Annotated in this window: 20 protein-coding genes; 6 read left to right on the forward strand and 14 right to left on the reverse strand. The window is 68.7% G+C overall.

The annotated features are described in order from the left end of the window. Window positions 1-108: 108 nt before the first annotated feature. Window positions 109-1,071: a UDP-glucose 4-epimerase GalE gene (galE, locus tag HD599_RS12725; protein WP_184238136.1), complete on the reverse strand. Its 963-nt coding sequence runs from the start codon at window positions 1,069-1,071 to the stop codon at window positions 109-111. Between the two features lie 10 nt (window positions 1,072-1,081). Beyond that, window positions 1,082-1,303: a hypothetical protein gene (locus HD599_RS12730; protein ID WP_184238138.1), complete on the reverse strand. Its 222-nt coding sequence runs from the start codon at window positions 1,301-1,303 to the stop codon at window positions 1,082-1,084. A gap of 83 nt (window positions 1,304-1,386) precedes the next feature. On the opposite strand from HD599_RS12730, the gene HD599_RS12735 reads away from it, so the two are divergent. Next, window positions 1,387-2,349 carry a GlxA family transcriptional regulator gene (locus HD599_RS12735; RefSeq protein WP_184238140.1) on the forward strand — a complete coding sequence of 321 codons (963 nt, stop codon included), beginning with the start codon at window positions 1,387-1,389 and terminating at the stop codon, window positions 2,347-2,349. An 18-nt stretch (window positions 2,350-2,367) separates the two neighbouring features. Here HD599_RS12735 and HD599_RS12740 read toward each other — a convergent pair whose 3' ends face one another. Together HD599_RS12740 and manA are read right to left on the reverse strand one after the other, a co-directional pair. Continuing rightward, window positions 2,368-3,351 (reverse strand): hypothetical protein, encoded by a 984-nt coding sequence (locus tag HD599_RS12740; protein ID WP_184238142.1) that lies wholly within the window; start codon window positions 3,349-3,351, stop codon window positions 2,368-2,370. A 10-nt stretch (window positions 3,352-3,361) separates the two neighbouring features. Next, a complete protein-coding gene (gene manA / locus HD599_RS12745) occupies window positions 3,362-4,567 on the reverse strand; it encodes a mannose-6-phosphate isomerase, class I (protein ID WP_184238144.1) in 1,206 nt (401 codons plus the stop codon). A 108-nt stretch (window positions 4,568-4,675) separates the two neighbouring features. Here manA and HD599_RS12750 point away from each other — a divergent pair, with 108 nt between their 5' ends. The 3 genes from HD599_RS12750 to HD599_RS12760 all read left to right on the forward strand — a co-directional run bounded on the left by HD599_RS12750 (window position 4,676) and on the right by HD599_RS12760 (window position 8,570). Continuing rightward, window positions 4,676-5,857 (forward strand): acyl-CoA dehydrogenase family protein, encoded by a 1,182-nt coding sequence (locus HD599_RS12750; RefSeq protein ID WP_184238146.1) that lies wholly within the window; start codon window positions 4,676-4,678, stop codon window positions 5,855-5,857. Window positions 5,858-5,935: 78 nt separating this feature from the next. Further along, window positions 5,936-7,246 carry an O-antigen ligase family protein gene (locus tag HD599_RS12755; RefSeq protein WP_184238147.1) on the forward strand — a complete coding sequence of 437 codons (1,311 nt, stop codon included), beginning with the start codon at window positions 5,936-5,938 and terminating at the stop codon, window positions 7,244-7,246. Between the two features lie 13 nt (window positions 7,247-7,259). Continuing rightward, window positions 7,260-8,570: an O-antigen ligase family protein gene (locus HD599_RS12760; RefSeq protein WP_184238149.1), complete on the forward strand. Its 1,311-nt coding sequence runs from the start codon at window positions 7,260-7,262 to the stop codon at window positions 8,568-8,570. 24 nt (window positions 8,571-8,594) lie between these two features. Here the strand turns inward: HD599_RS12760 and HD599_RS12765 are convergent, their stop codons facing one another. The 5 genes from HD599_RS12765 to HD599_RS12785 form a co-directional block, all read right to left on the reverse strand. Next, on the reverse strand, window positions 8,595-9,779 hold the full coding sequence (locus tag HD599_RS12765) for a DegT/DnrJ/EryC1/StrS family aminotransferase (protein ID WP_184238151.1): 1,185 nt from the start codon (window positions 9,777-9,779) through the stop codon (window positions 8,595-8,597). After that, window positions 9,776-10,720 carry an NAD-dependent epimerase/dehydratase family protein gene (locus HD599_RS12770; RefSeq protein ID WP_184238153.1) on the reverse strand — a complete coding sequence of 315 codons (945 nt, stop codon included), beginning with the start codon at window positions 10,718-10,720 and terminating at the stop codon, window positions 9,776-9,778. Before HD599_RS12770 ends, HD599_RS12765 begins: the two co-directional genes overlap by 4 nt. A gap of 1 nt (window position 10,721) precedes the next feature. Next, complete coding sequence (gene gmd / locus HD599_RS12775; protein WP_221420504.1) at window positions 10,722-11,762, reverse strand: GDP-mannose 4,6-dehydratase; 1,041 nt, start codon at window positions 11,760-11,762, stop codon at window positions 10,722-10,724. Window positions 11,763-11,837: 75 nt separating this feature from the next. Then, window positions 11,838-13,121 (reverse strand): hypothetical protein, encoded by a 1,284-nt coding sequence (locus tag HD599_RS12780; RefSeq protein ID WP_184238155.1) that lies wholly within the window; start codon window positions 13,119-13,121, stop codon window positions 11,838-11,840. A 5-nt stretch (window positions 13,122-13,126) separates the two neighbouring features. Beyond that, window positions 13,127-14,401 (reverse strand): acyltransferase family protein, encoded by a 1,275-nt coding sequence (locus HD599_RS12785; RefSeq protein ID WP_184238157.1) that lies wholly within the window; start codon window positions 14,399-14,401, stop codon window positions 13,127-13,129. 169 nt (window positions 14,402-14,570) lie between these two features. On the opposite strand from HD599_RS12785, the gene HD599_RS12790 reads away from it, so the two are divergent. Together HD599_RS12790 and HD599_RS12795 are read left to right on the forward strand one after the other, a co-directional pair. Continuing rightward, the gene (locus HD599_RS12790; RefSeq protein WP_343062057.1) at window positions 14,571-15,734 is read left to right on the forward strand and encodes a glycosyltransferase family 2 protein; all 1,164 of its coding nucleotides are present in this window, start codon (window positions 14,571-14,573) and stop codon (window positions 15,732-15,734) included. A 7-nt stretch (window positions 15,735-15,741) separates the two neighbouring features. After that, window positions 15,742-16,875, forward strand: coding sequence for a glycosyltransferase family 4 protein (locus HD599_RS12795; RefSeq protein ID WP_184238159.1), 1,134 nt, complete (start codon window positions 15,742-15,744; stop codon window positions 16,873-16,875). Window positions 16,876-16,916: 41 nt separating this feature from the next. Here HD599_RS12795 and HD599_RS12800 read toward each other — a convergent pair whose 3' ends face one another. The 5 genes from HD599_RS12800 to HD599_RS12820 all read right to left on the reverse strand — a co-directional run bounded on the left by HD599_RS12800 (window position 16,917) and on the right by HD599_RS12820 (window position 25,724). After that, entirely contained in the window at window positions 16,917-17,810 is an 894-nt protein-coding gene (locus HD599_RS12800; RefSeq protein ID WP_184238161.1) for a glycosyltransferase, read from the reverse strand. 26 nt (window positions 17,811-17,836) lie between these two features. Then, window positions 17,837-19,906 carry a DUF7657 domain-containing protein gene (locus HD599_RS12805; RefSeq protein WP_184238163.1) on the reverse strand — a complete coding sequence of 690 codons (2,070 nt, stop codon included), beginning with the start codon at window positions 19,904-19,906 and terminating at the stop codon, window positions 17,837-17,839. An 87-nt stretch (window positions 19,907-19,993) separates the two neighbouring features. Further along, window positions 19,994-22,120 carry a hypothetical protein gene (locus tag HD599_RS12810; RefSeq protein WP_184238165.1) on the reverse strand — a complete coding sequence of 709 codons (2,127 nt, stop codon included), beginning with the start codon at window positions 22,118-22,120 and terminating at the stop codon, window positions 19,994-19,996. Window positions 22,121-22,251: 131 nt separating this feature from the next. Continuing rightward, window positions 22,252-23,232, reverse strand: a complete 981-nt coding sequence (locus HD599_RS12815) for a glycosyltransferase family 2 protein (RefSeq protein ID WP_184238167.1) — start codon at window positions 23,230-23,232, stop codon at window positions 22,252-22,254. A gap of 8 nt (window positions 23,233-23,240) precedes the next feature. Beyond that, window positions 23,241-25,724, reverse strand: coding sequence for a glycosyltransferase (locus HD599_RS12820; RefSeq protein WP_184238169.1), 2,484 nt, complete (start codon window positions 25,722-25,724; stop codon window positions 23,241-23,243). Window positions 25,725-25,748: the final 24 nt, after the last annotated feature.

Below are 25,748 nucleotides of genomic sequence, written 5' to 3' on the forward strand. Positions count from 1 at the left end.
CCCTTGCCGCTCGACCCGATTGACCGTAATGCGTTAGAGATAATTACACCGGTGTAGTTCGCCATAGTCAAGTCGGTGATGATAAAACCTTCTACCCCCGTAGGAGGGTTACGACGCGCGGCGTGTTGCTTCCCACGCGCTCGACACCATCTCGTGCAGGCTGTGGCGCATCTCCCAGTCGAGGTCGCGGGCCGCGAGCTCGCCCGCGGCCACGATGCGCGCCGGGTCGCCCGGGCGGCGTGGCGCGATCTCGGGCTCGAAGTCGATGCCGGTGGCATCCGCGACCGCGCGCATGATGTCCCCCACCGAGCTTCCGTCGCCGCTGCCGAGGTTGTACGCGGTCTCGACGGGGAGTCCGGCGTCGAGGCGCTTCGCGGCCGCGACGTGCGAGATGGCCAGGTCGGCCACGTGCACGTAGTCGCGCACGTTGGTCCCGTCGGGCGTCGGGTAGTCGTTGCCGAAGATCTTCGGCGTCTTGCCGTCGCCGAGGGCACGGAAGACCAGCGGGAACAGGTTGTGCGGGCTGGTGTCGTACAGCTCGGGCGTGCCGGAGCCGACGACGTTGAAGTAGCGCAGGCTCGTGTGGCGGAGGCCGACGGCGACACCCTGGTCGCGCAGCAGCCACTCGCCGACGAGCTTCGACTCGCCGTAGGGCGACTGCGGGCTCTTCGGGGTGTCCTCCGTCACGAGCTCGGTGGGGGGCGTGCCGTAGACGGCGGCGCTCGAGGAGAAGACGATGCGGTCGACGCCCTTCTCGGCCATCGCCGCCAGCAGCACGGCGGTGCCGGTGACGTTCTGCTCGTAGGTGTGCAGCGGGCGCTGCACGCTGACCCCGGCGTACTTGTAGCCGGCAACGTGGATGACGCCCGTGACGTTGTGCTCCTCGATGGTCTTCAGCAGCAGTTCGCCGTCGAGGATCGAGCCGAGCACGAACGGTACGCCGGCCGGCACGAACTCGCGGAACCCGCTCGAGAGATCGTCGATCACGACCGGTGCGAGACCCGCGTCAGCGAGTGCCCTCACGACGTGCGACCCGATATATCCTGCTCCACCCGTTACCAGCCATGTCATACCTCTAACGCTAGCGCGCCGCGGAGTGCCGGAAACGCGCCCCCTTCTTCGATACCGAAGACGCGGAGCGCCGGGATCCCGCAGCCGCCACGGATCGCGGGCGGCGGGGGTTACGGACTCCTTCGGAGCCGTAAGTCGGCACCCGGCGGTACCCGTCGCGCACGACGGAGACCACGGATGCCACGATCGCCACGAGGGCGATGGCACTGAGGACAACCAATGAAATAGCCATGGCAGTAAATCTATGATTGGTGGTATGACGCCAACAGTGGCAGAATCGACAGTAATCGGTTCATTACTGCCAAGCGAGGTCCCATGCTGAAGAAGATCGTCCTGCTCGCCATCCCGGGCGTCGCCCCCTTCGAGTTCGGCGTCGTCTGCGAGGTGTTCGGCATCGACCGCAGCGCGATGGGCGGCCCGAAGTTCGACTTCACGATCGCGACCGCCGACCCCGGCCCCGTGCGCACCAGTCTCGGCTACGACATGGTGATCAGTTCCGACCTCTCCGTCGCGGCCGACGCCGACCTGATCGCCGTCTCCGCGCACCGCTTCGACGACATCGACGAGCGCTTCCTCGAGGTGATCCGGGCCGCGGAGGCCCGGGGCGCCTGGGTGCTCAGCCTCTGCAGCGGGGCGTTCGTGCTGGCCCAGGCCGGCATCCTGAACGGTCGCCGCGCCACGACGCACTGGATGTACGCCGACCGCCTCGCCGCCGAGTACCCCGACATCGAGGTCGACCCCGACGTGCTCTTCGTGAGGGACGGCAACGTCGTCACCGGCGCGGGTACCGCTGCCGGCATCGACGCCGCCCTGCACATCGTGCGAACCGAGCTCGGGGCGTCGGTCACCAACGTGGTCGCGCGCCGCATGGTCGTCCCGCCGCAGCGCGACGGCGGCCAGTCGCAGTACATCCAGTCGCCGGTCTCTCCGGTGTGCGCCGACTCGTTCGCGGCGGTCGCCGACTGGATGCTGCAGAACCTCGCCGAAGACCTCACCGTCGACCAGCTCGCCCGTAAAGCGCTGATGTCGAGCCGCACGTTCGCCCGACGGTTCCGCGCCGACATGGGCACGACACCGTCGGCCTGGCTCAACCGCCAGCGCATCATCCGTGCCCAACAACTACTCGAAGAGACGGGTGCCGCGTTGGAGACCATCGCCCAGGACACGGGCTTCGGCACCGCCTCGGTGATGCGCCACCACTTCCTCAAGGTGCTGCAGACCACTCCGACCGCCTACCGGCGCGCGTTCGCCGTGCGCGTGCCCGAGCTGGCGGGCTAGCCGCCCGCCCGCCCCGGGTCAGCTCAGCGCGTCGAGCTCCGCGACCAGTTCCGCGGCGGCGGGGACGAACGCGTCGGTGCCCGCCGAGGTCACGGTGATCGTGAACCAGTTGTCGCCGGCGAACACGTGCAGGCGGTCTCCCACCGCGACCGCCGAGTCGGCGCCCTCGACCTCGACCGGCGCGGCCCCGGCGGCGGTCGAGACCTCGTCGACCGCCCAGGCGCCGCCCGGCAGCACCGTGACGACGGCGTTCTCGTCGCCGGCCCCGGCCCAGCCGCACTTGGTGACCCCCGCGGGTGTCTGCGCGGCGTAGTAGCCGGTGTTCGGCTCGGCGTCGCCGCCCCATTCCATTCCGGCGCCTCCCGCGCCGCCGGCCGCGGCACCGATAAGCCCGCCGGCGTCGAGCGTCGCGCAGTCGATCTCGGTCGGCCACTCGGCATCCACCACATACGGCTCGGGCGCCGTCACGGTCGACGTGGCCGCGGCGAACGCCGCCGTGATGGCCTGGGTTGCCGCAGTGGTGGTAGCGATCGGAGCGGTCGGGTCGTAGAGCACGCCGTAGAGCGAGAAGTCCCCCTCGACGGATCCGAAGATGCAGCCGTAGCCCGGCGTGCACTCGGTGGTCGGCGACCTGGTGACCTGCGAGGTCGGCAGGGCGATGAGGGAGAGGGCGACGCCTCCCGGCACGGGCAGTTCCGTCCAGGTGCAGTCGATGCCGCCGAGCTGGCCGATCACCAGGTAGTCGGGATCGAGGGACCATTCGCTCGACGACGGCTGCAACGCCGTGCCGACGAGCCCGGCCACGTCAGCGGAGGTGAACAGCGCCTCGCAGTCGCCGTCGAGCAACCGCTCGGGCGAGGTCAGCTCGACCGGTTCGGTCGTGGGCGTCGGGGCGACGGTGGCGGTGGGGTCGGCGTCGGCCGGCGGCTCGGCGGCACAGGCGGACAGGCCGCCCGCGAACAAGACGACGACGGCGGCGATCGTAACTCGAGAGTGTCTCATGCGAGGAATCCTAGAGACAGCTGCCGGGTGGCCGGAACACCCCGGACGCGGACGTTAGCGAATCGTCATGTTGCGAGGCCCAGAGCCCCTGCCCCGGTCCCGCGATGAAGAGGTCGCCGTCGCCCGAGATCGTGAGGGTCGCCTCGTCCGCGGTCACCAGCACCGATTCGCCGCGCGTGACAGAGACGCTGGAGAGCGCGCCGGTGAGCGTGAAGGAGCCGGCCGTGCAGAGGACGATTCCCGTGCCGCCGACGTCGTATGCGGCATCCTTTACCGGCCCGGTCACGACGGCAAGCACGAAGTCGGGCACGTCGGGACGGTAGACGGCGATACCGGACCCGGTCGTCTCGGGGGCGAGGTACGGCACCGGTACGGGACTGAAGTCGAGCACCGAGAGCAGCTCGGGCACGTCGATGTGTTTCGGGGTGAGGCCGCCGCGCAGCACGTTGTCGGAGGCGGCCATCAGCTCGATGCCGAGCCCCTCGACATAGGCGTGGATGTTGCCCGCCGGCAGGTAGAGCACCTCGCCGCGCTGCAGCGTGACCAGGTTGAGCATGAGCGAGACGACGATGCCCGGGTCGCCCGGGTAGGCGGCCGCGAGCTCGCCGACGAGGGTGAAGTGCTCTCCTTCGATGCCGGATGCCGCGGCGACCACGGCCTCGACCAGCTCGACCACGTCGTCGCCGCCGGAGACGAGCCACTCGAAGGTCGCGCGCAGGTCGTCGTCGGACTCGAGCCGCGCCGACCAGCCGGAGAGCGCGGGGTCGCCGGGACGCGCGCCGAGCAGCCGGGCGATCGACGCGGCCGTCGCCGACACCGGACGGAAGCCGCACAGCGCGCGGTAGCCGTCGGTGAGCGCGTAGATCAGCTCGGGCTTGTGGAACTCGTCCTTGTAGTTGCGGTCCGCGGCGTCGAGCGGGATGCCGAGGGCGTTCTCCCGGGCGAAGCCGTCGGCGGCCTGCGCCATGGTCGGGTGGGCCTGCAACGACAGGGGTGCCGCGGCGGCGAGGACCTTGAGCAGGAAGGGCAGGCGTTCGTCGAGGATGTCGAGGACGGTGCCGCTGCCGTCGGTGAGACGGGCGGGCGAACCGGGGTGCGCGCCGAGCCAGAGCTCGGCTTCGGGGCCGCCGGACGGCGGGGTACCGAGCAGCTCCGCGATCGCCGTCGTCGATCCCCACGCGTAGTCGCGCGGGGTATTGGTGATGCCTACAAACATGGGGCCTGTCCTTGTCACTGGGTTAGACCAAAGTACCAACCGCCTAGGAGGGCCTCGAACGCGCGACCTATGCTTTCGGAGGATTCCGACAAGCAATGGAGCATTTACATGTCATTCGAGTCACTCACCAGCGACTTCTACGGGTACGAGAACGGCCTCACCGACCAGGAGAAGGAGACGATCGTCGCCCTCCGCGCGTTCCTCGAGGCGGAGGTGCGCCCCATCGTCAACGGGCTGTGGGAGAGGTCAGAGTTCGTGCCGCGGTCGATCGTGAAGGGACTCGCCGACCTCGGCCTCTTCGGTCAGCCGTGGAAGGAGACCCAGCGGTTCGAGAACAGCGCGGTATTCCGCGGCTGGGTCGCCCTCGAGCTCGCCCGCGTCGACGCCAGCGTCGCCACCCTGGTCGGCATGCAGAACGGGCTCGTGATGGGCTCCATCGCCGTCGCCGGCAGCCAGGAGCAGCGCGACGAGTGGCTGCCGAGATTCGCCAGCGGCGAGCTGCTCGGCGCCTTCGGCCTCACCGAGCCGCTCTCGGGCTCCGACTCCGCGCAGGGGCTGCGCACCATCGCCAAGCGCGACGGCGACAACTGGGTGATCAACGGCGCCAAGCGCTGGATCGGCAACGGCTCGATCAGCGACGTCACCATCATCTGGGCCAAGGACGCGGATGACGGACAGGTGAAGGGCTTCATCGTCCCGACATCCACGCCGGGGTATTCGGCGACGCGCATCGAGGGCAAGCAGGCGCTCCGTATCGTGCAGAACGCCGACATCGTGCTCACCGACCTCGTGGTGCCCGAGGCGAACCGCCTGCAGAACTCGAACTCGTTCCGCGAGACCGCGGCCGTGCTGCGTCTGACCCGCGCCGAAGTGGCCTGGGCCGCCGTCGGCAACTCGGTCGGCGCCTACGAGGCGGCCGTGAAGTACGCCGGCGAACGCATCCAGTTCGGCAAGGAGATCGGCGGACACCAGCTCGTGCAGGACCTGCTCGCCCGCAGCCTCGGCAACATCACCGCGTCCATCGGCATGGTGACCCGCGTCTCGCAGATGCTCGACGAGGGCACGCAGCGCGACGAGCACTCCTCGCTCGCCAAGGCGTACACGACGAGCCGCATGCGCGAGACCGTCGCCTGGTGCCGCGAGATCTTCGGCGGCAACGGCATCGTGCTCGACTACGACGTCATCCGCTACTTCGCCGACGCCGAGGCGATCTACTCCTACGAGGGCACGCGCGAGATGAACACGCTCATCGTCGGACGCGCCATCACCGGCAAGGCCGCGTTCATCTAGACCGCTCCCGCGCAGCGCCCCGTCCGGACACCCGGGCGGGGCGCTTCGCGTTCAGCGTGCGTCGGTAAGGTTTGCACTATGAGACTTCTGGACAGCGGCAGGCTGCGCTTCGGCGTACTCGTGCTGGCCCTGGTCACGATTCTCGCGGGCGACCTCTGGCGCTACTCGATCACCTGGTACGGGTTCGGTGCGATCGTGCTCGCGGTCTCCGCGTTCTCGGCGCTGCTGCTGGTGCGTTACCGCGACCGCTGGCGCATCGGCGCGCTCCCGATGCCGCTGCTCGCCTTCGTCGCGCTGACGACGATCTCGATCGCCTGGTCGGCGTACCCCAGCTCGAGCGCCGTCGGCATCGTCGCCACGCTGCTCACCGCCCTCTCGGGCGTCGCCTTCGCGGTCGCCTTCTCATGGGGCGAACTGCTGCGCGCCCTCGGTGTCGCCCTGCGGATCATCCTCGGCCTCTCGGCCGTCTTCGAGCTGTTCGTGGCGCTCGTGCTGCGCCGCCCGCTGCTGCCGTTCTGGTCGCCGTATGCCGCCGACGACGACGGCCACCTGCCGAAGGCGCTCTACTGGTCGCGCAATGTGCTCTTCGACGACGGCAAGATCCAGGGCGTCGTCGGCAACTCGGCGCTGCTCGGCTTCGTCGCGCTGCTCGCGCTGATCGTGTTCGGCGTGCAGCTCGCAGCCGGCCGGGTGAAGCGGGGGCGCGGCATCGCGTGGATCGTGCTCGCCGCCGGCATCCTGTTCCTCACCCGCTCCGCCACGATCACGCTCGCCCTCGTCGCGGTCGTCGCCGTCACCCTCGCAGTCGCCGCGGTGCGCAGCGCGCCGACCGGCCGGGTGCGCGCCGTGCTCTACGGGGTGTTCGCCCTGCTCGCCGTCGCCGCGGTGGTCGTCGGCGCGGTCGCGCGCGACAGCATCCTCGGCCTGCTCGGCAAGTCGCCCGACCTCACCGGCCGCACGAACATCTGGGACAGCGTCATCGGCCTGGCGCAGGAGCGGCCCGTGTTCGGCTGGGGCTGGGTCAGCTACTGGACGCCGTGGGCGGAACCGCTGAACACGCTCGCCTTCGAGGGCGGGGTGCAGCAGTACCAAGCGCACAACGCCTGGCTCGACGTCTGGCTGCAGCTCGGCATCGTCGGCCTCGTCGTGTTCGGTGCCTTCGTGCTCTCCACGGTCGTGCGCTCGTGGTTCTTCGCGGTCGACCGGACCATCACCGTGCCGGGCACCCGCGGCAGCTACTCGGTGGAATCGGTGCTCCCGATCCTGATCCTCACGGCGCTGCTGGTGCAGTCGCTGGCCGAGAGCCGGCTCATCATCGAGTACGGCCTGCTATTGCTGACGATCACCGCGGTCAAGACGCGGATGGGAGAACGCGGCACACTGCCGTAACGTGGACTCCCCCATGAGCCGAACCCCTCCAGCGCGCACGCTGATAGCCGCAGCGGAGTCCTATCTCGGGGCGCCGCGCTTCGCGAGCGCGCTCACGACGGTGGCCATCGGCACCGGCATCCTCGCCACCGCCATCCGGTCGGTGATCGGCTGGCCCGGGCTCCTCGGCATCGTCGCGGCCCTCGTGGTGCTCGCCGCGCTGTCGCTCGTCGCGCGCCGCGAGGCGATCGAGTGGCAGGGTTTGCTGCCGATCTCGCTGCTGGTGTTCCTCGGCTGGGCCGGCATCACCGTGTTCTGGAGCCAGTACCAGTGGGTGACGGTGGGAGGCCTCGCCTACCTCGCCGCGTTCACGGCGCTCGGGCTGTACATCGCACTGATGCGCGACACCATCCAGATCGTGCGGGCGTTCGGCGACGTGCTCCGCTTCGTGCTGGTCGTGTCGCTCGCGTTCGAGGTGTTCTCGGGGCTGCTGATCGACGCGCCCATCCGGTTCCTCGGCATCCAGGGGCATCTCGCCGACGGCGGACCGATCCAGGGACTGATGGGTACGCGCAACCAGCTCGGCGTGATCTCGCTCATCGCCGCGACGACCTTCGGCACCGAGCTGCGTACGAAATCCATCAGCACCCCGCTCGGCGTCTTCTCGCTCGGCCTCGCCGCGGTCACCGCGTTCTTCTCCCGCTCGCCGCTCATCGGCGGCGTGGTGCTCGTGCTCGCCGTGGCGATCGTGGCCCTCTACGCGCTGCGCCGGGTGAAGCCCGCGCGCCGCACGATCGCGCAGCTCGCCCTCCTCGCCGGCGTCGCGATCGTCGTCGGGGTCGCCTGGCTGTTCCGCGACCGCATCGTCGGGCTGACCAACGCCGGCGGCGAGCTCGACTTCCGCCTCACGCTCTGGAAACAGATGATCAACCTCATCGGCTTCAACCCGCTCGAGGGCTGGGGCTGGGTGGGCTACTGGCGCCCCGAGATCTCGCCGTTCCCCGCGTTCGCGATCAGCGAGCGCGTTCCCGGCTCGGGGCTCAACGCCTACCTCGACGTGTGGTTCCAGCTCGGGTTCGTCGGCGCGCTCATCTTCGTCGGGCTCGCGACGCTCACCTTCGTGCGCTCGTGGCTGCTCGCCGGCCAGCGCCGCAGCGTCGTGTTCGCGTGGCCCGCGCTGGTACTCGTGGTGCTGCTCACCAGCGCGCTCTTCGAGAGCTCGCTGCTGGTCGAGTACGGCTGGCTCACCTTCGTGGTGTGCTGCGTGAAGGCCGCGCTCGAACTGAGCTGGCGGCGCGCCTTCACGGTGCCGCCGCTGCCCGAGCTCGAGCCCGACCGCGGCTAGCCGTTCTCCCGCGAACCCGCCGGGCTAGATCAGGCCGGTGATCGTCTCGTGCAGCAGGTCGATGCTCTCGTGCACGGCGAAGTGGTGGTTGCCCACGAACAGGCCGTCCTCGTGGATCTTGTCGGCGGCCGGCAGGCTCTCCGGCACGACGGCGTCGAGGTAGCGCATCACGGGGTTGCGGGTGAAGTTGCCCGCGACGATCGGCCGCGACTCGATCTTCGCGGCGGTGAGCGCCGCGACGACCTCGGAACGACGGCCCGCGAGAGCCCCCTCGAGCACGAGCGAGAACCCGAACCAGCTGCTCTCGCCCGTCTCCTTCTGGATACGGATGTCCGCGACATCCCGCATCTTCTCGACGAAGTAGGCGGCGTTCTCGCGACGTCCGGCGATGAGGGCGGGGATCTTCTTGGTCTGTTCGATGCCGAGCGCGCCGGACATCTCGAGCGGGCGCACGTTGTATCCGGGCAGCACGAAGCGGAACAGGTCGTCGAACACGTCGCCGGTCTTCGGGAAGACGAAGTTGTCGGCGGGCAGCTCGCGGGTCCAGCCGTGCGCGCGCAGCGAGACCAGGATCTGGCGCAGCTGCTCGTCGTCGGTGAGGATGAGACCGCCCTCCATCGTGGCGATGTGGTGCGAGAAGAAGGTGCTGAACGTGCCCATCTGGCCGAAGGTGCCGGCCGCCTTGCCCTCGAAAGTGGCGCCGAGCGACTCGCAGTTGTCCTCGAAGACGAGGAGGCCGTGCTGGTCGGCGATGGCCTGCAGGCGGCCGAAGTCGTTCGGGTTGCCGAGGAGGTTGACCGCGAAGATCGCCTTGGTCTTCGGGCCGATCGCGGCCTCGAGCTGGTCGAGGTCGAGGTTGAGGGTGTCGACGTCGATGTCGACGAACTTGAGCGTGAGGCCGTACTGCTGCAACGGGTAGTAGGTCGTGGCCCAGGAGACAGCGGGCACGATGACCTCGTCGCCGGCGTTGAGGTCGCTTCTCGGGTCGAGCACGGCGGCAGCGATCAGCAGCAGGTTGGCGCTGCTGCCGGAGTTGACCATCACGCCGAAGGCGGATCCGAACTGGGCGGCGAAGTCCTTCTCGAACTGGGCGACGAGCGGGCCCATGGTGAAACGGCCGCTGGCGATCACCGACTGCAGGGCGGCGTACTCGTTGTCGTCCCACGACGAGGTCGCGAGGGGGAAGCCGGCCGGGAGGGATTCGGTCATGACTGTGATGCCTTTCGTGACACTGCGGTGTCGTCGAACTGACGGTAGGCCTCTGCCATGCCGTCGAGGATGCTCGTCTGCGGGTTCCAGCCGAGGGCGCGGGCGGCGGAGGAATCGAGGATCCGCTCGTGCATGCCGGCCGGCTTGGAGGTGTCGTAGTCGAAGGTGCCGGCGAATCCGACGGTGGCGGCGGCTGCCTCGTAGTACTCGGTGATCGAGTGGTCGCGGCCCTGGCCGAGGTTGAGCAGCGCCGGCCACTCGGCGAGGTTGCCCGCCTGGGCGACGATCCACTCGGCGAGGTCGACGACGTAGGTGAACTCGCGGCGCGCGGTGCCGTCGCCCCAGATGTCGACGCTGTCTGCGCCGGACTGCTGGGCGGCGTGCACCTTGGCGAGCGCGGCGGCGATGAGGTGCCCGTGGCTGAGCGAGTAGTCGTCGTTGGGACCGTAGAGGTTCGACGGCACGGCGACGCGGTAGTTGTAGCCGTACTCGCGCGAGATGTACTCGCAGAGCTTGAGGCCGGCGATCTTGGCGAGCGCGTAGCCCTCGTTGGCGGGCTCGAGCGGCGCGGCGAGCACGTCCTGCTCGAGGAAGGGCTGGCGGTAGTGCTCGGGGTACACGGCGGCGCTCGCGATGTAGAGCACGTCGCGGATACCGAGCTCGCGCGCCGTGGAGAGCACGCTCGCGTCGAGCAGCAGGTTGTCGAGCAGGTAGGTGGTCGGGTGCTCGAGCTTCGCCACGATGCCGCCCACCTTGGCGGCCGCGTGGATGACCACATCGGGGCGCGCCTCCGCGAACACCGCGCGCGTGGCCTCGGGGTCGCGCAGGTCGGCCTCGGCCCGCGTGACGACCACGAGTTCGTCGTCGGGGCGGGCGAGGCGCCACTGCTCGGCGATGCTCCTGCCGAGCATCCCGTTGCCGCCGGTGAGTAGCGCTCTCACGTCAGGCGCTGTGCGTGGGGTCGACGCCGTCGACCGTGTCGACGAGGAAGGCGCCCTCGGTCTCGATGGCCTTCACGTCGTGGTCCACCATGATCGCCGCGAGCTGCGGGGTGAGCACCTTCGGCTCCCAGCCCAGCACGTCCTTGGCCTTCGACGGGTCGCCGATGAGCGAGTCGACCTCGGTCGGGCGCAGGTAGCGCTCGTCGAACTTCACGTACTTCTCCCACTCGAGACCGACGCGCTCGAACGAGAACTGCAGGAAGTCTTTGACCGTGTATGCGGCACCCGTGGCGAGCACGAAGTCCTGGGGCTCGTCGGCCTGCAGCATGCGCCACATTCCCTCGACGTACTCGGGGGCGTAGCCCCAGTCGCGCACGGAGTCGAGGTTGCCCATGAACAGCTCGCTCTGCTGGCCGGCGGCGATGCGGGCGACGGCGCGCGTGATCTTGCGGGTGACGAAGGTCGCGCCGCGACGGGGCGACTCGTGGTTGAACAGAATGCCGTTGGTGGCGAACATACCGTAGGCCTCGCGGTAGTTGCGCGTGATCCAGTACGAGTACACCTTGGCGACGCCGTAGGGCGAGCGCGGGTAGAACGGGGTCTCCTCGTTCTGCGGCGGCGGGGTGGCACCGAACATCTCGGAGCTCGACGCCTGGTAGAACTTGCAGTGCAGTCCGACCGAGCGGATCGCCTCGAGCAGGCGGATGGTGCCGAGGCCGGTGGTGTCGGCGGTGTACTCCGGCTCGTCGAAGCTGACGCGCACGTGCGACTGGGCGGCGAGGTTGTAGACCTCGTCGGGCTGGATCTGGCTGAGCAGGGTCACGAGGCGCGAACCGTCGGACAGGTCGGCGAAGTGCAGGAAGAGGCGCTGCTTCTCGTCGTGCGGGTCCTGGTAGATGTGGTCGATGCGGTCGGTGTTGAACGTCGACGAGCGGCGGATGAAGCCGTGGACCTCGTAGCCCTTCGACAGCAGGAGTTCCGCGAGGTAGCTGCCGTCCTGGCCAGTGATGCCGGTGATGACGGCGCGCTTGATCTCGGTCATGAAAAGGCTTCCTTACGTCTTACTGCGATTGGCCCCGTCGCCGCGGGATCAGGTTCAAGTTAGGCGGTAGACAGCTTACCCGAGCCGGTCCGGGTCGGTTTCGCGCGGCTTCGAGGCCCGCACGAGGGCCACGGTGTGCACCGCGAGACCGAGCACCGGTCCGACGAGGAGCGCCGACGCGACGCGCGTCTCGAGGTCGAACGGCAGGAACAGCGCGACGACCGTACCGACGGCGGCGACGACCCAGCCGGCGAGATAGGGCAGGTGTCGGGATGCCGCGATCAGCGCCGGTCCGCTCACACACAGTCCCGCGACGAGGGCCGACGACGCCACGATGATGGCGAGCATCCCGCGTTCGATGTCGTAGCTCGTCCAGATCAGCGCGATGACCTGCGGACCGAAGAAGTAGGCGAGCAGCGTCGCGGCCAGGGCGACCAGACCGACGCCCGCCTCGAGCAGCGCGAACCGGCGCAGGGTCGAGCTGGCGTTCGCCCGGAAGTGCACGATCAGGTAGCTCTGCAGCGCGAGCAGCGGGATCACGATCGGCGCACGGGTGAGCGTGAGGGCGAGCAGCAGCGGTGCGAGGGTCGCCGCGCTCGTGCCCGGCGAGCTGAAGCCGAGCAGCACGGGGAAGCCGCTGATGATCGACGCGGTAGCCGCGGAACCGACGACGGTGCGCGCGACGTTCCAGCCGAGCCGGCCGGCGCCCACGTCGACGACGATGTCGCGGCGCAGCCGCTTCGCTACCCACGGCGCCACGATCGCTATCGCCGCCGGGAAGGGCAGCACGACCGCCCAGGCGAGCAGGTCGAGCCCGCCGCCGAGCAGCAGGACCGCGCCGACGGCGACGAGACGGATGACGCCGTCGATCGCGATCATCACCGCGAGCGCCTTCCACGCGACGATGCCGTAGAGCGCGCCGCACAGGCTCGCGACGAGGATGTAGGCGGCGGCGCCGAGCGCGAGGGGGACGATCAGCCCGAAGCCGGCGTCGCCGAAGAGCCGGGTCGCCCAGAACGGGCCGGTCGCGGCGAGCACGACGAAGAGTCCGGCGGCGACGGCGAGCGCGAAGGCCAGGAGTCTCGCGGGTTTGCCGGCGCGTGCGGCATCCTCGGCACTGCTGCCCGGCGACGTCGCCCGGGTGATCTCCTGCTGCACGCCGCCGCTCGCCCCGATGACGAGGTAGAGGGCCGACCAGAAGTAGCTGAAGTTGGTGTAGTTGAAGGCCGCACCGGGCTGCTCGGCGAAGGCCGCGGCGAGGCCGAGCACGAGGTAGCCGCTGCCGCCCGAGATCGCCGTCGCGGCGAGAATGAGCACGACGGGCGACACGCGCGGACGGGCCGACGCGGTGCCGGTCACGGCGTTCAGGCCTGGTCCCCCGGCGCCACCCGCGGCACCACGGGGGCGGGCGGCGTCGGTGCCACCGTCGACGGCACGACCGGGGTCGGGGTCGACACCGGCGGCAGGGTCGGGGTCGGGTCGGCCACGACGGCGGCGGGACGCTCGCGCCGGCCGAAGCGCGACCGGGTCGCGTCGAACCAGAAACGGATGCCGCGGCCGGGGCCCCGGTCCTTGAGCTTCATCGCCTGCTTCTCGACGATGTGCCAGCTGAGCCAGGCGCAGCCGAAGGCGACGATCAGCGACAGGGCGACGTACGGGAAGTAGCCCCAGCGGTGCACGCCCAGGAACGCGAGCCCTTGCTCGGCGATCCAGCCGTAGAGGTAGACGCCGTAGGAGTAGTCGTTCTTCGCGCCGATCCACTGCACGCGCTTCGGCAGACGGGCGGCCAGGTAGAGCATGAAGTAGGCGAACGCGATGTAGCCGAGGGTGTTGAACCCGCCGAACGCGAGGGTGGCCGCGGAGAACACGCCGGCGAAGATTCCGAGGTAGTTGTCGAACGGGATCTTGTCGGAGTAGAGGCCGATGCAGGCGCCGACGAAGAAGATCAGGCCGAAGTTGACGCGCCACGGGTCGGCGAAGAACGGGATGAGGGTCGCGGTGGCGCCGGGTACGGCAAGGGTCAGCACCTGCATCACGAGGAAGAACGCCGTGATGAGCGGCACGACAAGCTTGGCGCGCTTGAGGATGCCGAAGGCGATCAACACGGCGAGCATGAGGTAGCAGGTCCACTCGTAGATGAGGGTCCAGATCGACCCGTTCATCGGGCCGCCGTTGCCGTCGAGGCCGTACGGGTTGGTGGTGAAGATGTCCCAGATGGCGAACTGCCCGATGGCGAGCGTGAAGTTGTTGTAGAGGTAGGCGAACGGCCCGCCCATGCCGAGGCCGAAGTAACCGGCGAGCGGACGGTCGAGGGACAGCCAGATGACGGGCCCGACGAGGAACCCGCCGACGACGAGTGCCAGCCAGAATCCCGGGAAGATGCGCAGGAAGCGGCGCCAGACGAACTGCACGACGTCGGTGGAGAGGCCGCTCTTAGTGACGAGGTAGCCGCTGATGGCGAAGAAGCCGAGCACCGCGAGACCGCCGAGGGATTGCTGGCCGCGGGTATAGGCGAGGAACGGCGCCGTGCCCCAGCCGCCGAGCGGGAACGCGTGGTCGAAGATGACGGCTGCCGCGAGTACCAGGCGGATGATCCCGAGAGAGTTTCGGTGACCGTTGAGGGCATCGCGCAGTGACAAAAGACAACCTTCTTATTGAGCGGACTCGTAAGTTCCGTCGTGGTGGAGTTTACTGCGCAGATTCGCAGAACTCGGGGCGGGCACGCGTCTAAAATGGTGCGCCGATAGGATAGCAATCCCGGCTCACCAGCGTACTCGCGCGCCCCGCGCATTTTTTAGGAGTGTTTCCGTGCCCACATCGACTATCGAGCTCTCGATCGTCATGCCGTGCCTGAACGAAGCGGAGACCCTCGCGGTCTGCATCCGTAAGGCACGGAAGTACTTCGAAGTCTCCGGCGTCCAGGGCGAGGTCGTCATCGCCGATAACGGAAGCACCGACGGCTCGCAGGCGATCGCCGTGGCCGAGGGCGCCCGCGTCGTCGCCATCGCGAACAAGGGGTACGGCAACGCGCTCATGGGCGGCATCGAGGCCGCCTACGGCACGTACGTCATCATGGGCGACGCCGACGACTCCTACGACTTCGAACACCTCGACAACTTCGTCGAGCGCCTGCGCGCCGGCGACCAGCTCGTCATGGGCAACCGGTTCTCCGGCGGCATCGAGCCCGGCGCCATGCCCCCGCTGCACAAGTACCTCGGCAACCCCGTGCTCTCCTGGATCGGACGCGTGCTCTTCCCCTCGCAGATCCGCGACTTCCACTGCGGTCTGCGCGGATTCTCGCGCGAGGCCATCCTCGGCCTCGGCCTGCGCACCACCGGCATGGAGTTCGCCAGCGAGCTCGTGGTCAAGTCGACCCTCGCCGGTCTCACCATGAGCGAGGTGCCGACGACGCTGAAGAAGGACGGCCGCAGCCGCCCGCCGCACCTGCGCAGCTGGCACGACGGCTGGCGCCACCTGCGATTCCTCCTGCTGTTCAGCCCCACCTGGCTGTTCCTCTACCCGGGCATCGTGGGCTTCGGCGTAGGCATCCTCGGGTCGATCGCACTGCTCTTCGGCCCGATCGAGATCGGCGACGTCGGGTTCGACATCTCCAGCCAGCTCTACCTGGCCGCGCTGACCCTCGTCGGCTACCAGGCGATACTGTTCTGGCTGCTCACCAAGCTCTACGGCCAACGCGAGGGCTTCTTCCTGCCCCGCGGCAGGATGTTCAGCTCCCTGGCCGAACGAGCGACGCTCGAGAACGCCGCCCTCGCCGGCCTCGCCTCCTTCGTCGTCGGTCTCGCGATCGCCGTCTGGCAGGTCGTCATCTGGGCCGGCAACGACTTCGGCAGCCTCGACCCCGTCGAGACGATGCGCTTCGCCGTCCCGTCCGCCCTGCTGATGATCCTCGGCGCGCAGACGATCATGTCCGGCCTCTTCGTCGGTATCCTGACGATCGACATCAAGAAGTAGTCGCCCCATGGCAAAGATCGTCGTCAACCTGCTCTCCTACACCGGCACCAAGGGTGGCATGGAGACGTACACCCGCGAGCTGTACCGCGAGTTCGGCCGCCTCGGCACCCCGCACGAGTACGTGGGCTACGCGAGCAAAGAGTTCATGACCCGCGACCACTCCTGGTTCCCGGGCGAGGTCGTCAACTCCGGCATCAGCGGCGAGAACCGCTTCGCCTGGGCGTTCGGCGAGCTGTTTATGGTGTCTCGCTTTGCCAAGAAGGTCGGCGCCGACCTCATCCACAACCCGGCGACGCTCGGCCCGTGGCGCTCGGCGATGCCCGCCGTGTACACGATGCACGACATGCTCTACTACCGGGCGCCCGAATACATGGCGACCCCGCTCTACACCGAGCCCTTCAAGTGGATGCAGCGCCGCATCTCCAACCACGCCTCGCGCATCCTCACCGACAGCGTCGCCTCGGCCGAGGACATCGAGAAGTATCTGGACTTCCCGGCCGACCGCATCGAGGTCGTGCAGCTCGCCGGTACTCCCCCGGTCACCCCGTCGACCGAGAAGGTCGAGCGTCAGCGCGACCTCATGCTCATGGTCGGGAACCGCCTGCCGCACAAGAACTTCATCGGTCTCGTGCGTGCCATGGACCGGATCCCCGCGGCGGAGCGACCGCGCCTCGTCATCACCGGCAGCCGCGGCGACGACCCGCTGCGCCCCATCGTCGACGAGCTGGACCTCGGCGACTCGGTGGAGCTCAAGGGCTGGGTCTCCGACGAGGAACTGCAGTGGCTCTACACCAACGCCAGCGCGCTCATGGTGCCGAACTTCTGCGACGGCTTCTGCCTGCCCGCGCTCGAGGCGATGCACGTCGGCCTTCCGGTGCTGATGAGCGACATCCCGGTCTACCACGAGGTCGGCGGCGACGCCGTCGGCTACTTCGAGCCCACCGACCTCGACTCCATCGCCGCCGCCATGGTCAAGGCGAAGGACAACCCCGAGTGGCTGGCCGGCCTGAGCGAGCGCGGGTACGACCGCACCGCGCTGTTCACCTGGAACCGCACCGCCCTCGAGACGCTCGCCGCGTTCGACCGCACGCTGGCCGACCCGAGCGGGGCCAAGAAGGCGCGGAAGCAGAAGCGCAATTAGGAAGGGGGTTGAGCTTGCGCGGTGGAGCAAGCTCGACCCGTCTACTGGATGTGCCCGCCGGCCGCGTGCGTCAGCAGTGCCTTGACGCCCTTGCCGTTGCCCTGGCGTACCGCGAGCGGGATGCGCGTCAACGCGTTGAGGCGCGAGAGCGTGTGCCAGCGTGCGGCCCGTGCCGCCCTGCGCCATCCGATCGCCTCGAATCTCTTCACCTCGGCGTCGAAGAGCTCGCGCTCCTGCTTGAACCTCGAGCCGTCGGTCGCCGTCGCGGACGACACGCTCTGCTGGTGCCGGCGGTAGCGGAAGACCACCTCGTCGTCGAGCACGAACTCGCCGCCGCCCTCGATGATGTCGAGCAGCATGATGAGGTCCTGTACGACGTCGAGCTTCTGGTTGAAGCCGTAGGTACGCAGCAGCTCCACCTTCCAGACCAGAGCCGGGAAGTAGGTCCAGTTGCCGCGCAGCAGGCTGTGCGCGAGCACCTCGCCGCTGTAGACGCGGGCTCCGGCGCCGGAGAGGCGCGACCGGTTCTTGACCCGGTCGACGAGGGGCTCGCTGACCACCCCGTCGCCGTCGATGACCTCGACCCCGGGCTGGATGACAGCGGCACCCGGATGACGCGTCAGCAGCTCTTTCACCCGTGCCAGGTAGCCGGGCAGCATCACGTCGTCGCAGCCGAACAGCATCGAGTACTCGCCCTGCATCAGCCCGACGCATTTCACGTAGTTGCGGCTGACGCCGAGGTTCACCTCGTTGCGGATGTACTCGATGCGCGGGTCGCCGAGCGCCTGGAGCCACTCGCCGGGCGCGAGGTCGGGATAGACGTCGTCGACCACGGTGAGCTTCCAGTCGGGGTCGGTCTGCGCGAGCACGCTCTCGACGGCCTCGCGGAAGTGCTCGAAGCTGCCCCAGAACGGCAGCATGATGTGAAACGTCACGGGATTCCTTTGATTGACGGACGCGCCTAGGGCGCGACGACCTCGTAGATCTGCATGTCGGTGTTGCCCTGCTCGACGTCGGCGAGCTCGACCAGGCAACGGTAGCGGTAGGGCTTTTCGTCGGCGATGATGTAGTCGACGTTCTCCTGGGCGAAGTCAGAGCAGGCGTCGAAGGTCGACTCGATCACGTCGTTCTGCGGGTTGGTGACGACGGGTTCGCCGTTGCCGAAGTCCCAGCGCACGTGGCCGAGGCGGTTCCACTTTTCCTCGTACTCGCCGTCGGGGTCGATCTCCGCCCACGTCTCGGCCGGCGGGTAGGCCTGCACGCCCGCGTACGCCCGGACGCCCGACTCCACGAGCACGGCCATGGTCTCGTACTGCCCGACACCGACCCAGGTACCCGGGTCAGCCTCGTCGATCTCGAGCACCTTCTGGCCGACCGCCGTGTCGTTGAGGTCGTAGGCGCCGCGGTAGAGCGGGTTGACGGCCGCGCCGATCACGAGGCTCGCGAGCAGCAGCAGGGCCGCCGACGTCGCGATTGTGCGCTTGAAGAACAGCAGCGCCATGGCGGCGATGATCGCGACGGCGGCGACGGGCCAGAGCGGAACGATGGTGAACGTCGTGGCATTGAGCGTCTGGAGCCGGTACAGCACGTACCCGGTGAGCGCGGCGGCGGAACCGGCGGCGATGACCGCGAGCGGCCAGTTGCGGCGGGGCGCTGTTCCCGCGGCGACCGCCCGGTCGGTCTCCCGGTCGACCTCGCGGGCGACCAGGGCGAAGAACACCGGCAGCATGACCGCGAAGCCCATGCGGAAGCGGCCGAGTGGCACCTTGTCGAGCAGCAGCAGGCGGGCGACGGCGTCCCAGCCGGGCACGAAATAGTAGGCGAGCACGACGCCCAGGCCGACGAGCGAGGCGATGGCGATCCAGTTGACGCGACGCTCGCGCTGCCAGGCACGGAGGACCAGCCAGATCAAACCGGGGGCGACGAATACCGCGAGCAGGATCGCGGTGGCCGACTCGGAGGGGTTCGGGCCGAGGAGGGTCCACTCGGGAGTCGATCGGAACGACTGGCCGAACGGCGCGCCTGCCCAGCCGGCGAGGAAGGGATCGGCGGCGAAGGCCTGGCCGGTGGGGTCCGACCGCGCTCCCGGGTACACGGTGCCGGTGATCGCCGCGATGGTCTCGGCGCGGGTTCGCACGTAGAGCAGCACCACGGCGCCGGCGGCGACTCCCGCGATGAGCAGGGGCGAGAGCTTTCGCAGCAGCGTGCGCCATCCACGGTTCTTCCAGGGCTGTTCCTGCAGCACGGAACCGACGAAGAAGAACAGGAACACCAGGATCGAGGGCACGATGAACGGCACGTAGACGCCGATCGCCATGGTGACCGCGAGCCAGCCGAGCACGACGGCCCAGACGATGCGCAGCCACAGCCGGCCGTCGCGCAGCATCCAGACGGTGCCGGCCATCGCGAGCAACGACCACGCAGCGGGCCACAGGGCGTTCGGGCCGTACCACCACTGGAAGATCGGCGAGAAGAAGACGACGCAGGCGATGACGGCGGCGGTGATCGCGCGGCGCGGGAGGAGGGTCACGACGAGCAGGTAGCTGGCGGTGACGAGTCCGAAAGCGGGGATCCACCACTGCCAGGCGGTGCCGGCGTCGAGGCCGAAGAGCAGGTAGCCCCACATGTGCGGGCGGAAGATCGTCGACCAGTCGGTGTTCGGCAGCTCGTTGAGCACCGTGGTGTCCATGCCGCCGGGGAGCGTCTCGTTGAAGACCGGGAAGCCCTGCTGGATCTGGGAGACGATCCAGCCCTGCTGCACGAGCCATTCGTCCGAGCGGATGGCGCGGGGATTGCCGATGAGCGAACGTGGATCTTCGCCCGTGCCGAAGTTCAGGAAGTGCGCGCCCGACGACGTGCCGCTGATGTTGAAGGCGATGAGCAGGATGGCCCCGATGGCGACGATCGCCGGGAACCACCAGACGACCCGCCAGTTGGGCAGGCCCGTCGCCAGGGGTTCGGTGAACCGTGCGTACGACTCAGCGATGCGTTCGCGGCGCGTTCTACCCGCGGCGCTCCAGGATGTGGCCACACTCGTTCCCTTGAATCTCGTCCTGCCCGGATGCGGGACCATCTACCGTAACAAAAGCCGGCTGTGAGAGCCCGGGCGTCTACCGCGTCACGCGGTGCGGCAGTAGAGCAGGGTGTGACCGCCCGCTCCCTGATTGATCGCATAGACGCACACCTTGTGGGTGCCCGCCGATGCCGGGATCGTCGCGCTGAAGCCGTGCGGCGAACCGTAGGTCGGGTACGCCTTGCCGACGTCGGGGCGGTCGGTCTGGGCCGGGATGGCGGTGCCGACGGAATCGACGTAGACGTGCACCGCGATCGGCGACGTCGTGTCGGGATCGATGGCCCAGCCGGCGACCTGGTAGCCGCCCGTCGTGCGCTTGATCACGTCGACGTTGCCGAACGGCACGCGCCCCTTGTCGGCGATCGGGGTCGGGGACGGGGTCACCGTGGCGCCCACCGTCACCGTACGGCAGCCGAGGGTGAGGTGGCCGCCAGTACCGGTATTGATGCCGTACGCGCAGATGTTGTGGGTGCCCTTGCTCGCCGGGAGCGTGGCGCTGAAGCCGTGCGCACCGCCGTTGGCCGGGTAGAGCGCCGCGATGTCGGAGCGCTGCTGGTCGGCGTTGATCGACGAGCCGACCTTGTCGATGTAGAAGTGCACCTGGATCGGGGCCGACGTGTCGGGGTCGAGGGTCCAGCCGCCGACCTGGATGCCGTTGGCCTGGCCCTTGACGATGTCGAGCGAGCCGACCGGCACGCGTCCCCCGTCGGCGACCGCCGCACGCACGGTCGTCGTCTTACAGCCGAGGAGTTTGTTGGAGCCCGCGCCGACGTTGATGGCGTAGGCGCACACGTTGTGCGTTCCAGCGGGGGCCTTCACCGTCGTGGCGAACCCATGCGCCGCGCCGTAGCCCGGGTACAGGGCCGCGACGTCGCTGCGGGCCGTGTTCGCGGGGAACGAGTAGCCGAGGGTCTTGCCGACGTAGAGGTCGATGCGCGTCGCGGCGGTGGTGTCGGGGTCGAGCGCCCAGCCGCCCACGGAAACCGTTCCGACGCCGCCGGTGGAGGTGTCGAACGAGCCGATGGGCGCGCCGGAACGCGTGGTGACGTTGACGCAGCCGATCTGCACGTTCGCGCCCGGACCGATATTGGTGGCGTAGACGCAGAGCGGTCCGGTGACCGCGCCCGTGATCGGGATGAAGGTGTCGAACCCGTGCAGGTTGCCGCGGTTGTACAGCGCGCCCACGTCGGGACGGTTGCCCTTCGCGACGATCGACGCGCGCTTCACTCCGGCGTAATGCACCGCGACGGTGATCGGGAAGGTCGAGACGGCGCTGCCGGTCATGTCGGGGTCGAGTGCCCAGCCGCCCACGCGGATGCCGCCCGGCACCGCGACGGCGACGTCGAGGCTGCCGATGGGGCTGATCTGGCCGGTGGTCGTACCGAACCAGTCGGTGAAGTAGCGCCAGAAGTTGCGGTTGCCGTACGAGGAGCACGAGTCGCCGACGCCGCCGAGGTTCGCGAGCGAGGCGCGGTTCGGCTGGTACGGCGTGTAGTTGTAGAGGTTCGCGGTGGCCTGGTTACGGATGTTCACCGTCGGGGCGCCACACGCGGCGTTCGGGTGGTACTGCACCGCGACCTGCCCGATCTTGTAGCGCCAGGTCTTGGGGCTGTAGGTGTACTGACGGAACTGCCACGCCGCCTTGTAGACCTGGTTGTAGAAGCCGTAGTACTGCGCGTCGCACGGGGCCGTGTCGGGGCAGCCGTACCCCATGGCGACGCGGTACTGGCGCTCGGTCGGCGACGTGGCCGTGATGAGGCCCTGCTCTTTCTGCAGCGTCGCGAGGAGCACCTGGGGGTTGATGTTGCAGGCCTTGGCGACCTTGAGGATGATGTGGGCCGCGGACTCGACGCCCTCGCTCTGGTAGGCGTAGCAGTGGCCGGGGGCGACCGACGCCCGCGAGAAGGTGGCGGCCGTGTAGTTCTTGAGACACGGGATGCCGTTGCCGGCGACACAGGTCGGGACCTGCGCGTTGAGGAAGGCCTGGATCTGGCCCTCGGTCATCGCCCCGGAGTCGAAGAACCGCGCGTCGGAGATGATGTACCCCGGATCGAAGGCGGCCGCGTTCGCTGCCTGCGCGGGCGCGGCGATGCCGAGAACCAGGCCGGTGGCGAACAGAACTCCGGTGACGGTCGATGCGACCGCTCGGCGGATAGATTTCCCCGTAATCATTGTGCAACTGCCTTCCGTATCGCCCTACCGCGAAACCGGTGACACATCTCTTCGCGAGTAGCCCGTCGCCGTCGCCAGAAGAAGTCGCGGTCAGTCTACCTCAGGGCATACTCACAGCCGAGGGACGTCGGTCAGGCGGGTTGCACCAGATCGCGGGCAATATCCGCGGTGCCGCGACCGTAGACCGAATAGCGGCCGCTGGCGAGTTCGGCGGCGACCGTGCGCAGGCGCCCCAGGCGATGCGGCGACAGGGACGCCCGCCGGGTCTCGTGCAGCAGTTTTCCCCGGGCCGAGTGAAGGATGTCGGCGGGCACGCCCTGCATATTCCCGAGCCGGTCCGCGAGCTCGAGAGCGCGTTGCGCGAGCTGGGTGTTGCGGTCGCCGCGGGGTTCGACGAGCTTGCCCCACTTCTGCGCGACGCTGAGCCGGCTGACGCCGATGACGTTGCCGCCGTGCTGGCGGTAGTCGACGAGCTGCCTCTCGAGAGAGTCGAGGCCGCCGGTCGCGGCGGAGACGGCGGCGAGCCACTCGTCGTGGATCCACGCCGGCGGGACGGGCAGCGCCACGTCGAGGAGCGAGCGACGCAGGGCGACAGTCGCCCCGGTCACGATGTTGCGGGTGAGCAGGACGGCGAAGCCGTTGCCCTCGTGCTCGGACGCGAGATCGTCGGCGGTCACGCCGAGCACCTCGAACAGGCCGCGCCCGGTGGGGGTGCCGTCGGCGTCGACGAGGGTCGCATCGCTGTGCAGCAGGGTCAACCGCGGACGCGCGGCGAACTCGGCGACGGTCAGCGACACCCGGGTGGGGTGCCACGAGTCGTCCTGGTCGCTGAGCAGCACGAGCTCGCCCGTGCAGGCGCGCAACGTGGCCTCGAAGTTCGCCGCGACGCCCAGTGCCACCTCGTTACGGATGACCACGAGGGTGGGAGCCTTCGCGCCGAGTCCGGCGACCGCCTTCTCGACGACCGACACCGTGGCATCCGTCGACGCATCGTCGCCCAGCACGATCTCGGTCACCGGCGTGGTCTGCGCCAAAATGCTGCGGATCTGTTCGGCGACGAACCGCTCGCCGTTGTGCGTGCACAGGGCGACCGAGATGGTGGGCGTGGTCATTGCGGCGGTCAACGTCCCAGGCGGCGGGCGACCTTGCGGATGACGACCATCGGGCCGCCGTTGCGCAGGTAGAACAGCGCGCGCGTCACGTTGTGGCGCGTGCCGGTCTTGCGGCTCGGCAGACGCTGCGGCTGCACCTGGCGGTTCGACTTGCCGCGCACAGTGGTGCGCACGAGGTCGGGCGCGTGGCGGGCGTCGGCGACGAACGAGACGAGCGGCTCGAGCACACGGTCCCAGTAGAAGTCCTCGCGCACACGCGCGATGTTCGCCTTCGCCTCGGCGATGAATTCCGCGTCGTAGAGGATGCGCTCGAGAGCGTCGGCGAGGGCATCGACGTCGTTCGCCGGGACGACGACACCGAGTCCCTCCTTCGCCACGAGCTCGGCGAACACGTCGCCGTCGGTGACGACCATCGGCAGGCCCGCCCACAGGTAGTCGAGGATGCGGGTGCGGAACGACATCGTGGTCTCGATGTGGTCGAAGTGCGTGCTGACGCCGGCGTCGGCCTCGTGCAGGTAGTTGTGGCGGTCGGAGTAGTCGACCCACGACCGGTTGAAGAACACGGCGCTGTCGAGCACACCGAGCGACTCGGCGAGGGCACGCGATTCGCCGACGATCTGCATCTCCGGCACGCCGGGGTGCGGGTGCTTGGTGCCCTGGAAGAACAGGCGCACCTCGGGGCGGCGCTCGGCGAGCTGGGCCACGGCGCGGATGAGCGACTTCGGGTCGAACCAGTTGTAGAGCCCGCCGCTCCAGAGCAGCACCTTGTCGTCGGCGCCGATGCCGTCGAGCGCGCCCTTGAGCACGTCGCGGTTGTGCTCGGGGAACTCGCGGGGCAGGCCGAACGGTACGACGGAGATGAGGCCGCGCAGGTCGGGGTCGCCGTCGTAGTTGGCCGGGTTGATGCGGCCGAGGGCGGCGAGCTGGCCGAGGAAGAACATGCGCTGGCGTTCCGAAGCGCAGACGAAGAAGTCGGCCTTGCCGAGCTGCTCGTTGAGCACGACGGTCGCGTCGCTGACGCGCTGGTCCCAGACCGCGCGCGGGAACTCCTTGGCCTGCTCGAGCTGCTCGAGGTGCATCGGGTCGTAGATGTCGGCGACGACGATCTTGCTCGTGGTGCGCAGCGACTCGAAGAACTCCATGGCGTGGCCCTGGAAGATGATGACGTCGGCCCACTGCTCGTAGACGTTGAACTCGCGGTCCTGGCCGGCGCTGACCTGTACGAGGTCGAACGGCGCCGCGACGTCCTCTTCGACGAGGGTGAGCGACATCAGGGTCACGTCGTTGTCGGCGGCGAGGGCGTTGGCGATGTTCCAGGCGCGGATCGCGGGCCCGGCCAGCTTCACGCCGATCGGGTCGCCCGTGATGACGAGCACTCTCGTGCGCTTCGCCGGCTCGAGAACGTCGAAGGTGCTCGCTATCTTCATGTATCCATCCAAGTAGTAGTCGTTCTCGTATGACGCGGCGTCGGTTTCGCCGAACAGTCGCCACACGCGGTTGTCGGAGACCACGCGGGACTCCTGGATCTCCCGGCGGCTGTCGCGCAGGGAGGGAAGGTTCTCGACGAACTGGTCGATGGCGAACAGGCCGGCCATCGTCTCTTTCGCAACGTCTATTGTCTCAACGTCGTCGCCGCCCGGTTTACGGATGTCGAACGACGTCGAGTCGAGGGCGCCCCGGGCGACGCCGCGGCGCACGGTGAGGGCCATCGCGGCGGGCAGGATCTCGGCGAGCGAGTCGGGGCCCAGGTTCTTGTAGAGCGTGAACAGCGCGTTGCGCTCGAGCAGGTAGGTCTCTTTGAAGTTGCCGAAGCTGCTCATCGAGGCGTGGTGCTTGTGGAAGGCGATCGATTCGGGGACGTACGCGTAGCGCCAACCACGGAGGTTGAGGCGCCATCCGAAATCGACGTCTTCGAAGAACATGAAGAAGCGCTCGTCGAAGCCCTCGAGGGCGTCGAATACCGAGCGCCGCACGAACATGGCGGAGCCGGTGCCGAAGAGCACGCTCGAGGCCTCCGGCATATTGGGGTCGAGCACCTCGCCGGTGAACGGCTTGTAGCCCATACCGAACCAGGTGAGGCCGGCGCCGATGAAGTCGACGCGTTCGCCCTCCCAGTCGAGCACCTTGCTGGCGACGGCGCCGACGAGCTCGGAGCCCTCGAAGACGGCGACCGCGGCGGAGACCCACGCGGCGTCGGGCTTGGCGTCGTTGTTGAGGAACGCGACGTATTCGCCGCTGGAGTGGCGGACGCCGAGGTTGCAGCCGCCGGCGAAGCCCAGGTTCTCGTCGGAGACGACGAGGGTGACGTGCGGGGCTGCCGCGGCGATCCGCGCGGCGCTGTCGTCGCCCGACGCGTTCTCGACGACGATGATCTCGAGCCGGGAGGACGGCCAGTCCAATTCGTCGAGGAGTCGGATCGCCTCGATCGTGTCCGACGCGCCTCGGAAGTTGACGAGCACGACGGACACCACTCCGGTACGGATCCCGGACATACTGACCTCTTTCACCACGAACGA

The sequence above is a fragment of the Conyzicola lurida genome (assembly GCF_014204935.1).
GTDB classification, from domain to species: domain Bacteria; phylum Actinomycetota; class Actinomycetes; order Actinomycetales; family Microbacteriaceae; genus Conyzicola; species Conyzicola lurida.

What these genes read in the sequence shown, in the direction of transcription:
- HD599_RS12750 (WP_184238146.1), top strand. Translation starts at nt 4,676, where the DNA reads ATGTCATTCGAGTCACTCACCAGCGACTTCTACGGGTACGAGAACGGC.
- HD599_RS12820 (WP_184238169.1), bottom strand. Translation starts at nt 25,724, where the DNA reads ATGTCCGGGATCCGTACCGGAGTGGTGTCCGTCGTGCTCGTCAACTTC.
- HD599_RS12760 (WP_184238149.1), top strand. Translation starts at nt 7,260, where the DNA reads ATGAGCCGAACCCCTCCAGCGCGCACGCTGATAGCCGCAGCGGAGTCC.
- manA (WP_184238144.1), bottom strand. Translation starts at nt 4,567, where the DNA reads ATGTTTGTAGGCATCACCAATACCCCGCGCGACTACGCGTGGGGATCG.
- HD599_RS12795 (WP_184238159.1), top strand. Translation starts at nt 15,742, where the DNA reads ATGGCAAAGATCGTCGTCAACCTGCTCTCCTACACCGGCACCAAGGGT.
- HD599_RS12755 (WP_184238147.1), top strand. Translation starts at nt 5,936, where the DNA reads ATGAGACTTCTGGACAGCGGCAGGCTGCGCTTCGGCGTACTCGTGCTG.
- HD599_RS12810 (WP_184238165.1), bottom strand. Translation starts at nt 22,120, where the DNA reads ATGATTACGGGGAAATCTATCCGCCGAGCGGTCGCATCGACCGTCACC.
- HD599_RS12765 (WP_184238151.1), bottom strand. Translation starts at nt 9,779, where the DNA reads ATGACCGAATCCCTCCCGGCCGGCTTCCCCCTCGCGACCTCGTCGTGG.
- HD599_RS12735 (WP_184238140.1), top strand. Translation starts at nt 1,387, where the DNA reads ATGCTGAAGAAGATCGTCCTGCTCGCCATCCCGGGCGTCGCCCCCTTC.
- HD599_RS12815 (WP_184238167.1), bottom strand. Translation starts at nt 23,232, where the DNA reads ATGACCACGCCCACCATCTCGGTCGCCCTGTGCACGCACAACGGCGAG.
- galE (WP_184238136.1), bottom strand. Translation starts at nt 1,071, where the DNA reads ATGACATGGCTGGTAACGGGTGGAGCAGGATATATCGGGTCGCACGTC.
- HD599_RS12740 (WP_184238142.1), bottom strand. Translation starts at nt 3,351, where the DNA reads ATGAGACACTCTCGAGTTACGATCGCCGCCGTCGTCGTCTTGTTCGCG.
- HD599_RS12730 (WP_184238138.1), bottom strand. Translation starts at nt 1,303, where the DNA reads ATGGCTATTTCATTGGTTGTCCTCAGTGCCATCGCCCTCGTGGCGATC.
- gmd (WP_221420504.1), bottom strand. Translation starts at nt 11,762, where the DNA reads ATGACCGAGATCAAGCGCGCCGTCATCACCGGCATCACTGGCCAGGAC.